Consider the following 14,451-nt stretch of genomic DNA (forward strand, 5'->3'; position numbering starts at 1 on the left):
AGTTGAACTTACTGCGTCAGGATGGACGAAGGTTCGCCCGCAGCCTGCGCTTGCTGCTGTTCGTACATCGCCTGGAAGTTGATTTCCGCCAGGTGCACGGGCGGAAAGCCAGCGCGGGTGATCAGGTCGGCCACGTTGCCACGCAGGTAGGGGTACACGATCTGCGGGCAGGCGATCCCCATGATCGGGCCCATCTGGTCTTCAGGCACGTTGCGGATCTCGAAGATGCCGGCTTGCTTGGCTTCGACCAGGAAAACGGTCTTGTCCTGGATCTTGGTCTGCACGGTGGCGGTCACGGCCACTTCGAAGATGCCTTCGGCCACGGGCGTGGCTTCCACGCCGAGCTGAATGTCCACGCTGGGCTGCTGCTGCTCCAGCAGGATGCCGGGGGAGTTCGGCTGCTCCAGGGAGGCGTCCTTCAGGTAGACGCGCTGGATCTGGAACACGGGGGTTGCTTCTTCGGTAGCCATGGTCTCGGTCTCTTTCAATCAATCGTCGTTCGGTCGTCGATTCTCAACAGGAATCGGCAAAACAAAGCCCGCCGGGGATGCTCCCGCAGCGGGCAGTCGGGCCGCATTATGCAGCCCTGTACAGGTCAAGCAGGGTTCAACAGCGGCATCAGGCCGCCCCGTCCGTCGAGCGCCACCAGATCGTCATGGCCGCCCACATGCGTATCGCCGATGAAGATCTGCGGCACCGTGCGGCGGCCGGTGATTTCCATCATCTGCGTGCGTGCGGCCGCATCGATGTCGATGCGGATCTCTTCGATCTGCTCGACACCCTTGGACTTGAGGATCTGCTTGGCGCGAATGCAGTAGGGACAGACGGCAGTGGTGTACATCTTCACGGTTTGCATGGCGGCCTTTCAGGTAATGCAGGAAAAAAGGGGAGTGCTAAAAAGCAGAACGTTGGCAGCAGATGGCGCCGACTCAGGCTTTTTCAACCGGCAGCGCCGCTTCCTTCCAGCCCTTGAGGCCCCCGGCCAAAGCCTGTGCGTTGTCGTAACCCAGCTTCTTGGCCACGCCCACGGCGCGCTGTGCCCGCGAACCCTTGGCGCACACCAGCACCACCGGCAGCGCCTTGTTCTTCACCACCTGCGGCAGGCGCTCTTCCAGCTGCGCCAGAGGAATGTTCTTGGCTCCGCCCACGTGACCCAGGGCAAATTCAGCCGGCTCGCTGACATCGATGACCACGGCCTTTTCGCGGTTGATGAGCTGCACCGCGTTCGCCGGAGACAGCGACCCGCCGGTGGCGCTGCGGGCCAGAGGCACCAGCAACATGCCGGCGGAGGCCAGCGCGATAAGCAACAGATACCAGTTGTCAATGATGAAATTCACGTCGATCCTCAAAAGAAGCAAAGGGAAGCAAAGCACGCAATTCTAGAATGTCAGGTTTTGAACCTGACTCCTTGAGGGAAACATGTACAAGCTCGTCCTGATACGCCACGGAGAATCGACCTGGAATCTGGAAAACCGATTCACCGGCTGGACCGACGTGGACCTGACCGACACAGGCGTGGAGCAGGCCAAGAACGCCGGCCGCCTTCTCAAGGCCGAGGGATACGACTTCGATCTGGCATACACGAGCGTGCTCAAGCGCGCCACGCGCACACTCTGGCATACGCTGGACGAGATGGACCGCACCTGGCTGCCCGTGCAGCACAGCTGGCGCCTGAACGAGCGCCACTACGGCGCTCTGCAAGGCCTGAACAAGGCAGAGACGGCCAAGGAATACGGCGATGCGCAGGTGCTGGTCTGGCGCCGCAGCTATGACACGCCACCCCCGGCGCTGGAAGCGGGCGACGCGCGCAGCGAACGTGGCGACATCCGTTATGGCGCGCTGTCGCCCGAGCAGATCCCGCTCACCGAATGCCTGAAAGACACCGTGGCCCGCGTGCTGCCCTTCTGGAACGACACCATGGCGCCGGCGATCCGCTCAGGCAGCCGTGTGGTGGTGGCCGCGCATGGCAACTCGATCCGAGCGTTGGTGAAGTATCTGGATAACATCGCCGACGACGACATCGTCGGCCTGAACATTCCCAACGGCATTCCACTGGTATATGAACTGGATGCCGATTTGAAGCCCCTGCGCCACTACTATCTGGGTGACGCAGAAGCGGCGGCGAAAGCCGCAGCGGCCGTAGCATCGCAAGGCAAGGCGTAAAGCCCCGGCAAAACCGTGCGGAGTCGCACGGTAGAGAGGCCCTGCAGGGAACTGCGCGGGGCCTGGCCCTTCCAAGGTATGTATATTGAAGCGGTAAAGGTGTTCTATGGGCCAGAAACTCAAGATTACGGGCTGGATTACGGTGGGTGTCGTCGCTGGCGCACTGACCACGGTGTCGCTGCAAACCGTGGCGCGCGGCGCCATGACCCCGCTGCCGCTGGAGGAAATCCAGCAGTTGTCCGCCGTATTCGGGCTGGTCAAGACCGACTATGTCGAGCCGGTGGATGACAAGAAGCTCATCACCGACGCCATCTCCGGCATGGTTTCCAGCCTCGACCCGCATTCCCAGTACTTCGACAAGAAGTCCTTCAAGGAATTCCGCGAGGGCACCTCGGGCCGCTTCGTGGGCGTGGGCATCGAGATCACGCAGGAAGACGGTTTGATCAAGGTCGTCTCGCCGATCGAAGGCTCCCCCGCCTTTCGCGCCGGCCTGAAGACGAATGACCTGATCACCAAGATTGACGACACCGCCGTCAAGGGTCTGGCCCTGAATGACGCGGTGAAGAAGATGCGCGGCGAACCCAACACGCAGGTCACGCTGACCATTCTGCGCAAGGACGAAAGCCGCAGCTTCCCCGTGACCATCACGCGCGAAGAGATCAAGACCCAATCGGTCAAGGGCAAGGTGGTGGAACCGGGCTACGCGTGGGTTCGCCTTTCGCAGTTCCAGGAACGCACGGTGGACGATTTCGTTCGCAAGATCGAAGAGGTCTACAAGCAGGAGCCCAACCTGAAGGGACTGGTGCTCGACCTGCGCAACGACCCCGGTGGCCTGCTGGATGCGGCCGTGGCCGTGTCGGCTGCCTTCCTGCCCGAGAACGTGACCGTGGTGTCCACCAATGGCCAATTGGCTGAAAGCAAGGCCACGTTCAAGGCTGCGCCCGAGTTCTACCAGCGCCGCGGCAGCGGTGACCCGCTGCGCCGCCTGCCGGCTGCCGTCAAGACGGTGCCCATCGTGGTGCTGGTCAACGAAGGGTCTGCTTCCGCCAGCGAAATCGTCGCCGGCGCGCTGCAGGACCACAAGCGCGCCACCATCATGGGCAGCCAGACCTTCGGCAAGGGCTCGGTGCAAACCGTGCGCCCGCTCGGCCCGGATACCGGCATCAAGCTGACCACTGCCCGCTACTACACCCCCAGCGGTAAATCCATCCAGGCCAAGGGCATCGTGCCCGACGTGATGGTGGATGAAACCGCCGAAGGCGATCTCTTCGCGTCGCTGCGCATGCGGGAAGCCGACCTGGAAAAGCACCTGGGCAGCGGCCAAGGCGAAGAGGTCAAGGACTTGGCGCGCGAGAAAGCCCGCGAAGAAGCCCGCAAGCGCCTGGAAGAAGAAACCAAGAAGCATGTGGCGGAACGCAAGATGCCCGAGTTCGGCTCCGACACCGACTTTCAGCTGGCGCAGGCGCTGAACCAGCTCAAGGGCAAAACCGTGCTGGCGAGCAAGACGCAGACAGAGCGCAAGGAAGAAAAGAAGGAAAACTGACGCTGGGGTGGGCCTCCGCCTCCACCACCAAGGCCGGGCCTGCAAGGGAATCCGGCCTTTTCCTTTTTGCACCGCCAGATGAACCCGCCCCACCCGCTTCTCTTGCCAAACCTGCGCCTATTCTTTGCACCATGAACGACGACCAACTCCTGCGCTATTCGCGCCATATCATGCTCGACGAAATCGGCATCGAAGGTCAGGAGCGCATCCTCGCAGCACATGCACTCATCATCGGCGCGGGCGGGCTGGGCTCGCCGGCAGCGATGTTTCTGGCGTCGGCCGGCGTCGGCACCCTGACGCTGGTGGACGATGACAGCGTCGATCTGACCAACCTGCAGCGGCAGATTGCCCACACGACGGATCGCGTGGGCCTGGCCAAGGTGGATTCGGCCGCGCAGGCACTTCTTGCCATCAACCCCGGCGTGCAGGTGCGACCCCTGCGCGAACGGGTGGACGCAGCACGATTGGACGCCTTGGTGGCACAAGCGAGCGTGGTGCTCGACTGCAGCGACAACTACGCCACGCGCCAAGCCGTCAACGCCGCCTGTGTCCGCCATGGCAAGCCGCTGGTGGCAGGGGCGGCAATTAGGCTGGATGGGCAACTGACCGTGGTCGACCCGACCCAGCCCGAGGCGCCCTGCTATGCCTGCCTTTTCTCACCGCACGCAAGCTTTGAAGAAGCACAGTGTGCGACGCTGGGAGTGTTCTCGCCCATGGTCGGCATCATCGGCAGCATGCAGGCAGCGGAGGCACTGAAGTTGCTCGTCGGCATGGGTGGATCGCTGGCAGGCTATCTGCTGATGTTGGACGGTCGCACCATGGAGTGGACCCGCATGCGCACCGCGCGCGACCCGGCATGCCCGGTATGCGGCACCACCAACGGAACCTAACGGTAGGATTGCTCCTACCCTTGTAGCGTGTTGCTGCTGGCAAAATAATGCACCCGGCGTGAATACAGTGGAGTAATGGTCACATTACCCACAGCGACCTGGACAGGAACCCCAGTGAAACTGCGCACCTATATTGTTGAAGACAATGCCACGATTCGCGAGAATCTGATCGGCACATTGGAAGAGTTGGCGCAGGTCGAGGCCGTTGGAATTGCTGAAACGGAAGACGATGGCAAGGAATGGCTGACAGCGCACCCCGCGCAGTGGGATCTGGCCATCGTAGATCTCTTCCTCAGACAAGGCAGTGGTCTGGGTGTGCTGGCAGCTTGCAGGAACCGCACTGCAGGCCAGAAGATGGTGGTGCTGAGTAACTACGCTACCCCCGACGTGCGCATGCGCTGTGCGCAACTGGGTGTTGATGCCGTCTTCGACAAGTCCAACGAAATCGACGCTCTGGTGGACTACTGCATCCAGCACAGCGCTCAGGGTGCCTCGGCCCGCGCGCAAGTTAATTGAGTCAATAAGTAGCGCAGATTTCCGCGCGCAATTTCCAGCCAACAGCTGCAAAGCCATAAAAAAGCCGGTGTGTTCCACCGGCTTTTTCGTTGCTTGTTCGTAACGCGCCTATCAATCGATCAGCTTGTTCTTCAGCGCGTAGTACGTCAGATCGCTATTGGACGACAGCGCCATTTTTTCCATCAAGCGTGTGCGATAGGTGCTCACCGTCTTGACGCTGAGGGACAGCGACTTGGCGATGTCGCCGGCCGTCTCGCCCTTGGCGAGCTTCAGGAAGACCTGAAACTCACGTTCGGACAACTGCTCGTGCGGCGGTGCATCGTCCTTGCGGTTGAGTTGCTGCGCCAGCAGGTCAGCGACTGCAGGGGTCAGGTAGCGCCGACCCAGCGAAATCGTGCGGATGGCCTCCACAATTTCCTTGGGCTCGCATTCCTTGTTCAGGTACCCGCTGGCACCCTGGCGGATCAGGTTGATCGCATAGTGCTCTTCGGGGTAGCCACTGAGAATCAGGATGCCCATGTCGGGCGCCTTCGCACGCAGCATGGCCAGCGCGTCCAGGCCGCTTTGACCGGGCATGGAAAGATCCATCAGCAGGACGTCGATTTCCTCTGCGCGCACCAGGTCGATGGCCTCACGACCATTGGAGGCTTCTCCCACCACGCGCAGGTCCACGTGCTCGGAAAGAAATTGCCGCAGTCCGGACCGGACAATGGCGTGGTCATCAACAATCCCAATCTTGATCATTAAGCTTTCTTTCAGAAGGTCGCTCTTTACGCGTTATCGTTCAGCCGCTGGTCTGGCATGCATCAGCGCATCGCCGCACATGCAGCAAGCTGCTCGCATGTGACATTATCCAGAAAACATCTGCCTGTCGTCCGGAGAAACCTATATATGCGCTGGCCCAATTTCCGCAAGATGGCCATCAGCCTGCCTTTGGCATTGCTGGCGGTGTCTGTGCTGGTGGGCATCAACGAAGTGGGGTACTCGCGTTCGGGCGACGCGGTAAGTGCGCTGTCGCGCAGCCATACCACCCGTGCGGCGCTAGACCGGCTGATGCAGAACACCCTGGATGCGGAAACGGGCCTGCGTGGCTATCTGCTCACCGGCGACGAGCGGTATCTGGAGCCATATCAGAAATCTGCAACCACCCTCAACAGCAATCTCGACGAATTGCGTGCCATCTTCGTGACGTCGCCTGACGATCTGGCCGATTTCGCGCAGTTGTCGCGGCAAATTGCCCGCAAGATGTCGGAGTTGGACCTGAGCCTGCGGCTGCGGCGGCAGAACAATGACGACGCTTGGAAGTTCGTGTTGTCCACCGACGTGGGCAAAGAGAACATGGATGCGATCCGGGCGCTGGCGTCACGATTGATCGAACGCAGCATCCAGCGTACAGAACACAGCACCGAAGACATACGGCATTCGCTGCTGCTCTCTCGCATCGGAATCGCCACCTTCGCTGCCATTGGGCTACTGGCGTTCTACATGTACCTGCACCAGGCGATCACTCTGCAATCGGTGAGCCAGCGCGAACAGGAAGTCCTGGCCCGCGAGCGCGACCGGCTTGAAGATCTGGTGCGCGAGCGCACGGCATCGCTCACCGAGCTGGCCAACCACTTGCAGCAGGTGCGAGAAGACGAGCGCGGCCATTTGGCGCGCGAGCTGCACGACGAGCTGGGCGCACTGCTCACCGCAGCCAAGCTGGATGTAGCCCGGCTCAAGTCGCGCGTGGATGTGCAGGTGCCGGAGATCGCCGAGCGCCTGCGGCACCTGACCGAGACGCTCAACAGCGGCATCGCGTTGAAGCGCCGCATCATCGAAGACTTGCGCCCCTCTTCGCTGTTCAACCTGGGGCTTACCACGTCGCTGGAGATCCTGACCCGTGAGTTCGCAGAGCGCAGCGGAGTCGAGGTTGATGTGAACCTGGAGACGGTGGATCTGCCAGAACCTGTGCAGCTGACCGTCTACCGCGTGGTGCAGGAATCGCTGACGAACATCGGAAAGTACGCTGAGGCGCACAAGATTCTGGTGGCCGTACACAACTACCCCACCCATGTGTCGGTACAGATTCGCGATGACGGCAACGGATTCGATACGTCCACCATCAGTACCAGCTCACACGGATTGATGGGCATGCGCCACCGGGTCGAGGCTGCGGGCGGCCGCCTGACCGTCACATCTGAAATGGCCGAAGGCACACTCGTTTCCGCCGTGCTCCCGCACGCCTGAAACCCCTCTTCGCACGAGCCCTCCTGCTCTCCTGCTCCACAGGGGTGCAGTCCTACATGCGTGCGCGCAAGCCACCGGCAGCTGCTTATAAGCCCTCTGGCTACATTGACTCCATGCACCGCCAACGTCGGTGCTTACGTTAAACCACCGGCCACTCCAGCGCCGGTCTACAGGAGATGGTTATGTTGCACTACGCAGTCGTTTTTCTGGTCATCGCCCTGGTGGCCGCTCTGTTCGGCTTTGGCGGCATCGCTGCCGGCGCGGTGGGTATCGCCAAGATCCTGTTCTTCGTGTTCGTGATCATGGCCATCGTGACCTTTGTCATGAGCCTGATGAAGCGCCGCTGATCGCTGCGCTTTCCCGTGAACTCCTGCGACACGCCGCAAGGCTGCTACCCATTCTGAAAGGCTATTCCCATGAATTTGCAAACCGCTACCCAGAAGGCTGCCGACACCGCCCACACCGTTGCTGACGGCGTGCTCGATTCCGCCAAGGACGCCGTGCAAGCCACGCGCCGCGCCACCGTCAACTCGCTCGACAAGGCGGAAGCGGGTGTAAACAGCCTCAAGGAAGGCGTAAACCCTGCCATTGACGACTTGGCAGTGCGCGCCCAGGAATTGGCCAATCGCGGCATCAACTACTGTGCCGAGACCAGCGAACGCGCCCGCCGCCAGTTGAACCAGGTGGCAGACACCACCACCCGCTACGTGGTGGATCAGCCGGGCAAGTCGATCTTGCTGGCCGCGGCAGCCGGCGCTGCATTCGCCACGATCATCTTCCTGTCTCGTGACAGCAGCCGGCGCCGCGACTACTGAGCCGATACCGAGACAGCATTAAACAAGTCTTTCGGCCCCAACCCACGAGTGCCCCATGAATACCACAACCACAAAAATGCAGGCCGACAACGACGGCAACAGTGCCATGGTGCTCGACGAACAAGCGCTGCACAAAGCAGCAACTGAAGATCTTGATGGGGGTGCTGTCACTCCTGCATACGGCCCCCACCGTGATGCCATCGTCAAGTTGCTCAACGACGCGCTGGCGACCGAGTTGGTTTGCGTGCTGCGTTACAAGCGCCACTACTTCACCGCTGACGGCCTCGAATCACCGGCCATCGCTGCTGAATTCTTGGTGCACGCGAACGAAGAGTCGGCCCACGCGGACTTGATCGCCCAGCGCATCGTGCAGTTAGGCGGAGAACCCGACTTTGCCCCCGACCGCCTGACCGCACGCAGCCACGCCGACTACGACGAATCGTCTGAATTGAAGGAGATGGTCCGTGCCAACCTGGTCGCAGAACGCATCGCTGTAGAAGCCTACCGCCAGATGATTGCGCTGATTGGCGACAAGGATCCGACGACGCGCCGCATGCTGGAAGGCATTCTGGCCGACGAGGAAGAGCATGCAGACGAATTGAAGGACTGGTTGCACCGCTGAACAAGCGGGACAACCGTTCCCCACCCACAGTCCATCGGTCACGGAGGGTGCAACAGGCCGATGAGCTGGAGACTCCCAGCACCCGTGTTTTTTAAACCATACAAGGAAATCAATCATGAAATACGCACGTGCCCTCGCCTTCGCAGCCCTTGCTGGCGCCACCATCATTTCCGCCGGTTGCTCGGTCGCTCGCGACCAGCAAACGATGGGCTCCTACGTCGACGACGCAGGCATCACCACCGCTGTGAAGGCCAAGATGGCCGAAGACAAGTCGGTTTCTGCAACGTCCATCAGCGTGGAAACACTGAACGGCACGGTTCAACTGTCGGGCTTCGCCAAGTCGCAAACCGAAAAGAACCAAGCTGAATCCATCGCACGCAACACCAAGCACGTGCGTGACGTGCGCAACAGCATCGTTGTTCGTCCCTGAACGATCTGAGGCCCTGACGGGCTCGGCCAGCACGCGCTAGCTTCGGCGGCGCTATGGCTGAGCTTCCGGGACTCTCACGGGCCACGGTTTTCTTCGCGGAAAGCCGTGGCTTTTTTGTCTCAAAGCGTTTTCCATTTTCCTGTCCCAGATTCCCAGCCCTGTTCCTCACCGGTATTCATCATGCGACTCTTTCATTGCACCCACTGCGGGTCCCTGGTGTTCTTTGATAGCTCCGAATGCCTGGGCTGCGGCAGCACCCTGGCGTTTGACCCTGCCCGGCTGGAGATGGTGGCCATGCAGCCCGCAGCTGATCTGCCTGGCGTGTGGCAGCGCCTGAATACACAAGCCGCGGCGCCCACCGAAACCACCGCTGTGTCTTTGGACGAGGCTCCGCTCTATCAGTTGTGTTCCAACCGCGAAGCGCACAACGCCTGCAATTTCTCGGTGCCTTATGTACCGGTGGAAAACGACGAACCCGTCACACCGCACCTCTGCGTTTCTTGTCAGCAAACGCGCGTGTTGCCTGATCTGTCCGACGTGAACAACGTGCGCCGCTGGACTGACATCGAAACCGCCAAACGCCGCCTCTACTACTCGCTCGCACAGCTGAACATTGCGCAGATCGAAGGCGAGCCCGGGCCTGTGTATGAATTCAAGGCCGACACGCCCGAAGCGCCAGTGATGACCGGCCACGATGAGGGCGTGATCACCCTCAACGTTGCCGAGGCCGATGACGACGAGCGTACTCGCCGCCGTGTCGAACTGGGCGAGCCCTACCGCACGCTGCTGGGTCACCTGCGCCATGAATCCGGCCATTATTTCTGGGACGTGCTGGTGCTGCGCGGCGGCCATGTCGATGCCTACCGCGCCGTGTTCGGCGACGAACGCGCCGACTACGGCGAAGCGCTGAAAGCCCACTACGCGAGCGCTCCGCACACCGGCTGGCAGAACGAATTCATCAGCGACTACGCCACATCGCACCCGTGGGAAGACTGGGCCGAGACCTGGGCGCACTACCTGCACATGGTCGACCTGTTGGAGACTGCGCAGAGCTATCGCACGGAAGTGTCCATCCCGAGCCCGCAGGGCGAACCGCGTTACTCGATGGTCAACCCCTTCGGCGAGCCCGCCCCCGATTTCGATGCCATGCTGGCCGCGTGGGTGCCGCTGACGCTGCTGCTCAACAGCCTGAACCGCAGCCTGGGGCAACTCGACGCCTACCCGTTTGCCATGGGTGCGGGGGTGAAGGAAAAACTGCGTTTCGTTCACGCGCTGGTCAACCGGCAGCTGACACCGGTGCCTTGGCAGCCCGAGCAAGCGCTGCCGGTCGATGCTGCCCCGGTGGTTGGCGATGCGTCGCTGCCGGTGGATGCGCCTGCTGCTGGCGACGTTATCGACGTACCAGCACAAACCGCACCGACGGAGCCGGTGCCAATGAACGATGGGTCGTTGAATGCGCCGCCCCTGGACGCGCCAGCCGATGCACCGCTGCAACCCATGGCTGAACAGCTGCCAGAGCCTGAACTTCAAAAATGATAGCTACCAGCGCTTACCCCATAAGCGCTGGAGCCTATTTTTACCCTAAATCGGCTTGGTGGCTTTCGCACCCGCTGCAAGCTCATCCACCGGTGCCACGGTGACTGCCACCAGCAGTTCGTGGCGCGCGCCCCCATGAATGACTCCGCGCAGCGGGGACACGTCTGCATAGTCGCGCCCCACTGCCAGGGTCACGTAGTCTTCGCCGGGGGCGCGATTGTTGGTCGGGTCCAAGTCATGCCAGACGCCGCTGCTGCCCTGCACCGCCGGGCCGGGCACCCATACCGCTACCCAGGCGTGCGACGCGTCGCTGCCCACCAGGCGCGGCTGCCCGGGGGGTGGCTGCGTGAGCAAGTAGCCGCTGACATACCGCGCCGCCAGCCCCAGGCCACGCAGGCAGGCAATCATGATGTGGGCGAAGTCCTGGCACACGCCGCGGCGCATGGCCAGCGCTTCCAGGGCCGGTGTCCCCACGTCGGTGGCCGATGCGGAATAGGTGAAGTCGTCATGGATTCGCGCCATCAGGTCCCGCGCGGCTGGCAGCAAAGCGCGGCCCGGCGTGAAACTGGGGCGCGCATAAGCCACGAAGTCTGCGTGCCGGGGGATGTACGGCGACGCGAACACGAACTCGGCAGCCGACTCATAGGCCGCAGCGCGGTGGTAGCGCAGGCAGTCACGCACCGCCTCCCATGCGGGCCCGGCCGGCTCATCGCGTTCTTCGCTTTCGCTCTCGTCTTCGCGGGCTGCCACTGGCTGGGTTTCCAGCAGGCTTTCTGCGCGCACGCGCAGCGACTCGTGCGTGAATGGCAGGCTGAAGAAGGTGCGCGTGTTGCCAAACACATCCACCATCTGGCTGCACTGCGCCGCGGGAGGGTCGATATGCAAGGTGTGCTGCAGCAGCCGCTGCGCCGCCGTGTCGATGGGCCGCAGATGCGCCACATGCTGGGCGTTGCTGACGGCCGGGTCGTATTCGTACACCGTTTCGTGAATGACGCGCAGCAGCATGGGCAGACCCTGGGTAAACAGTGCTTCAGGTGCCCAGGCTCTGGCGCTGGTCGCCAGAGTGGGTGAAATAGCGCGCCCCCAGTCGGTCGGACAAGCGCCATGCCTCACCGGCACAGCGCGCCAGCGTGGCGGCAAGTGCCGGATAACTGCCAGCAGCGTCTGGGGTGCACAAAGCTTCCAGTGACAGCGCGGCAGGATCGAACAGACCCATGTCGGCCTCGGCATCTGGGGCATTCTTAACCGACGGCGCGGCGGAATGGCCATCGGCGCCGCGATGCAGCTTACGCAGTCGCCCGCGCAGCGTCTGCGCCACCCAGGCCAGCGACCGCGGGTTGTCGGGATCGAGCACCAGCAGGTCCACCAACGCAGGCACGTCATGGCGCAACTGGTACTGCGCGCGGAAGGTGATGGTGCTGTCGAACAGCGCGACGATGGCGTCGAAGCCACCTTCGTCCGCCACGGCACTGCTGTCGAAGCCGCGCGCCAGCGCATCGGCCAAAAAGCCCAGGCGCTCTATGTGCCGGCCGATGGACAGCAGCCGCCAGCCATCGTCGCGCATCATGCGGTCGGTCTGCGCGCCGGTCATGGCCGCCATGTGGCCGCTCAACACCTCCAGCACGCGCAGCGATTCGGGCGCCGAAAAGTCGCCGCCATGGGCACCCGTGGGGCATTGCTGAAAGAAATCGGCCTCGGCCCGCACGATCAGGTTCCACTGCTCCTGCGACAGCCGGTCGCGCACCGCGGCCGCCGCGCTCTTGATGCCGCGCAGGTTGTAGCCCACGCTGGTCGCACGCGTGGTGTCGGCCAGGCCCGCGATCAGTGAGCGCTCGAACACCCGCCGCCCTTGCGCCGCACCGGGCACGCCAGGTGTGACCAGGCCCTGGCTTTGCGCCAGCGCGCTCAGCCAGGCCAGCAGCGGCTGGGACGACTGGTCTTCGCCATTCAGGCTCTGCAATGCCAGGCGCGCCAGGCGAATGGTGTTCTCGGCCCGCTCGGTGTAGCGGCCCAGCCAGAAGAGGTTTTCGGCCGAGCGGCTCGTCACCTGCCGGCTGCGGTGCGCCACGGCCGGCGCGGCCTGCGCGGCAGGCAGCAGCGTGGTGGTGTCCACCGCGCCATCGGTCAGCGCCCACACGTCGGCACTGCTGCCGCCGCGCTGCATGGACGTGATCTCGTGCGTGCCGGTAGCGATGCGCGCCAGCCCGCCGGGCAGCACACGCCAGGCGCCCGGCCCGTCGGAGACGGCGAACACCCGCAGCATCACCGAGCGCGGTGCGATGTTTCGCCCGCCGGGCACATTGCGCCAGGTGGGCATTTGCGACAAAGGCTGGTAGGCCTGCACGGTGTACGCGTCGCCTTCGTGCTCGATACGCTCGGCCCAAGCGGTGAGCTCAGCGCGCGAGAGCGCATGGCACAGCACCGGCATCTCGCCGCGCGCGCCCACGCCGGGCCACGTCGGGCGGATGACGCTCTGCGCCAGATGGGGCAGCACCGATTTGCGTGCCGCGTCTTCACCGCACCACCACGTGGGCAGCGACGGCAGTGCCAGCTCTTCGCCCAGCAGTTCGCGCGACAGCGCGGGCAGAAAGCCCAGCAGTGCCGTCGATTCGAGAAAGGCCGATCCCGGCGCGTTGGCCACCAGCACGTTGCCCGCGCGAATGGCCTGCAGCAGCCCGGGCACGCCCAGACGCGAGTCGCTGCGCAGTTCCAGCGGGTCGAGGAACTCGTCGTCCAGCCGCTTGAGGATGCCGTGCACCGGCTGCAGGCCGTGCAGCGTTTTCAAATAGAGATGTTCTCCGCGCACCGTGAGGTCGCTGCCTTCGACCAGCGTGAGGCCCAGGTAGCGTGCCAGGTAAGCGTGCTCGAAATAGGTTTCGTTGTACGGCCCGGGCGTGAGCAGCACGATGCGCGCGTCTGCCCCGGCCGGTGTGCGCTGGCGCAGGCTGTCGAGCAGAGCTCGGTAGGTGGCGGCCAGGTGCTGCACCGGCATCTGCCCAAAGGCCTCGGGGAAAAGGCGCGACACCAGCAGCCGGTTCTCCAGCAGGTATCCCAGCCCCGAAGGCGCCTGGGTGCGCTGCGACACCACCCACCAGTCGCCCTCATCGTCGCGCGCCATGTCGAACGCGGCGATGTGCAAGTGCGTGCCGCCCACCGGCACCACGCCGTGCATGGACCGCAGGTAGCCCGGGTGGCCCTGCACCAGTGCGCTGGGCAGCAGGCCACCCGACAACAGCCGCTGTGGGCCGTAGACGTCGGCCATGATGCCTTCGAGCAGGCGCGTGCGCTGCAGCACGCCGGCTTCGATGCGCTCCCAGCATTGCGGCGTGAGGATGAGCGGAAACAGGTCCACCGCCCAAGGCCGCTGCGGGCCGTGGCCGTCGGCATAGACGTTGTAGGTGATGCCGTTGTCACGCACCTGCCGGCGCAGGCTCAGCGTGCGGCGGTCCAGGTCGCCAAAACCGTCCTGGCCCAGGTGGCCAAAAAATGTTTCCCAGGCGGGTGTGAGCGGTGCGTCGACAGACGCGACTGGTCCGGTTGTGCCTGCCGCAGCGGGCACGCCGATGCCGCGCAGCTCATCGTAATGGCCGGGCAGGGCCGCAGGCGCCAGGGCAGCGGCCAGCTCGGCGGGCGTTTCCTGCGCATCAGGCTCGAACAGGGATTCGTTGGGGTGTTCCACAGCCCCGGGATTGTGCGGGAATTCCAAC

Annotated in this window: 16 protein-coding genes; 10 read left to right on the forward strand and 6 right to left on the reverse strand. The window is 63.2% G+C overall.

Annotated elements, in window-relative coordinates; genetic code table 11:
• Positions 1–8: 8 nt before the first annotated feature.
• From secB to RQI28_RS16740, 3 genes are all read right to left on the reverse strand, one after another.
• Complete coding sequence (gene secB / locus RQI28_RS16730) at positions 9–470, reverse strand: protein-export chaperone SecB (RefSeq protein ID WP_311222431.1); 462 nt, start codon at positions 468–470, stop codon at positions 9–11.
• Between the two features lie 125 nt (positions 471–595).
• A complete protein-coding gene (gene grxC / locus RQI28_RS16735) occupies positions 596–856 on the reverse strand; it encodes a glutaredoxin 3 (RefSeq protein ID WP_311222432.1) in 261 nt (86 codons plus the stop codon).
• A 73-nt stretch (positions 857–929) separates the two neighbouring features.
• Entirely contained in the window at positions 930–1,337 is a 408-nt protein-coding gene (locus RQI28_RS16740) for a rhodanese-like domain-containing protein (RefSeq protein WP_311222433.1), read from the reverse strand.
• Between the two features lie 82 nt (positions 1,338–1,419).
• Between RQI28_RS16740 and gpmA the strand changes: the two genes are divergently transcribed.
• The 4 genes from gpmA to RQI28_RS16760 all read left to right on the forward strand — a co-directional run bounded on the left by gpmA (position 1,420) and on the right by RQI28_RS16760 (position 5,112).
• The gene (gpmA, locus tag RQI28_RS16745) at positions 1,420–2,163 is read left to right on the forward strand and encodes a 2,3-diphosphoglycerate-dependent phosphoglycerate mutase (RefSeq protein WP_311222434.1); all 744 of its coding nucleotides are present in this window, start codon (positions 1,420–1,422) and stop codon (positions 2,161–2,163) included.
• Positions 2,164–2,269: 106 nt separating this feature from the next.
• A complete protein-coding gene (locus RQI28_RS16750) occupies positions 2,270–3,706 on the forward strand; it encodes a S41 family peptidase (protein WP_311222435.1) in 1,437 nt (478 codons plus the stop codon).
• A 131-nt stretch (positions 3,707–3,837) separates the two neighbouring features.
• The gene (locus RQI28_RS16755) at positions 3,838–4,596 is read left to right on the forward strand and encodes a molybdopterin-synthase adenylyltransferase MoeB (protein ID WP_311222436.1); all 759 of its coding nucleotides are present in this window, start codon (positions 3,838–3,840) and stop codon (positions 4,594–4,596) included.
• A gap of 114 nt (positions 4,597–4,710) precedes the next feature.
• On the forward strand, positions 4,711–5,112 hold the full coding sequence (locus RQI28_RS16760; RefSeq protein ID WP_311222437.1) for a response regulator: 402 nt from the start codon (positions 4,711–4,713) through the stop codon (positions 5,110–5,112).
• 111 nt (positions 5,113–5,223) lie between these two features.
• Here the strand turns inward: RQI28_RS16760 and RQI28_RS16765 are convergent, their stop codons facing one another.
• A complete protein-coding gene (locus RQI28_RS16765) occupies positions 5,224–5,856 on the reverse strand; it encodes a response regulator transcription factor (protein WP_311222438.1) in 633 nt (210 codons plus the stop codon).
• Positions 5,857–6,003: 147 nt separating this feature from the next.
• Here RQI28_RS16765 and RQI28_RS16770 point away from each other — a divergent pair, with 147 nt between their 5' ends.
• The 6 genes from RQI28_RS16770 to RQI28_RS16795 all read left to right on the forward strand — a co-directional run bounded on the left by RQI28_RS16770 (position 6,004) and on the right by RQI28_RS16795 (position 10,744).
• Positions 6,004–7,341, forward strand: a complete 1,338-nt coding sequence (locus tag RQI28_RS16770; RefSeq protein ID WP_311222439.1) for a CHASE3 domain-containing protein — start codon at positions 6,004–6,006, stop codon at positions 7,339–7,341.
• A gap of 182 nt (positions 7,342–7,523) precedes the next feature.
• Complete coding sequence (locus tag RQI28_RS16775) at positions 7,524–7,688, forward strand: DUF1328 domain-containing protein (RefSeq protein WP_311222440.1); 165 nt, start codon at positions 7,524–7,526, stop codon at positions 7,686–7,688.
• A 69-nt stretch (positions 7,689–7,757) separates the two neighbouring features.
• Complete coding sequence (locus tag RQI28_RS16780; RefSeq protein ID WP_311222441.1) at positions 7,758–8,156, forward strand: hypothetical protein; 399 nt, start codon at positions 7,758–7,760, stop codon at positions 8,154–8,156.
• 76 nt (positions 8,157–8,232) lie between these two features.
• A complete protein-coding gene (locus RQI28_RS16785) occupies positions 8,233–8,778 on the forward strand; it encodes a bacterioferritin (RefSeq protein WP_404976922.1) in 546 nt (181 codons plus the stop codon).
• Positions 8,779–8,893: 115 nt separating this feature from the next.
• Positions 8,894–9,208, forward strand: coding sequence for a BON domain-containing protein (locus tag RQI28_RS16790; protein ID WP_311222443.1), 315 nt, complete (start codon positions 8,894–8,896; stop codon positions 9,206–9,208).
• A gap of 180 nt (positions 9,209–9,388) precedes the next feature.
• Positions 9,389–10,744, forward strand: a complete 1,356-nt coding sequence (locus RQI28_RS16795; protein WP_311222444.1) for a putative zinc-binding metallopeptidase — start codon at positions 9,389–9,391, stop codon at positions 10,742–10,744.
• A gap of 45 nt (positions 10,745–10,789) precedes the next feature.
• On the opposite strand, the gene RQI28_RS16800 is transcribed toward RQI28_RS16795, so the two are convergent.
• Together RQI28_RS16800 and RQI28_RS16805 are read right to left on the reverse strand one after the other, a co-directional pair.
• Positions 10,790–11,749 carry a transglutaminase family protein gene (locus tag RQI28_RS16800; protein WP_311222445.1) on the reverse strand — a complete coding sequence of 320 codons (960 nt, stop codon included), beginning with the start codon at positions 11,747–11,749 and terminating at the stop codon, positions 10,790–10,792.
• A gap of 25 nt (positions 11,750–11,774) precedes the next feature.
• Positions 11,775–14,423 (reverse strand): circularly permuted type 2 ATP-grasp protein, encoded by a 2,649-nt coding sequence (locus RQI28_RS16805; RefSeq protein WP_311222643.1) that lies wholly within the window; start codon positions 14,421–14,423, stop codon positions 11,775–11,777.
• Positions 14,424–14,451 lie beyond the last annotated feature (28 nt).

It is taken from the genome of Acidovorax sp. WCS2018Noco2-16 (genome assembly GCF_031843945.1).
GTDB lineage: Bacteria > Pseudomonadota > Gammaproteobacteria > Burkholderiales > Burkholderiaceae_C > Paracidovorax.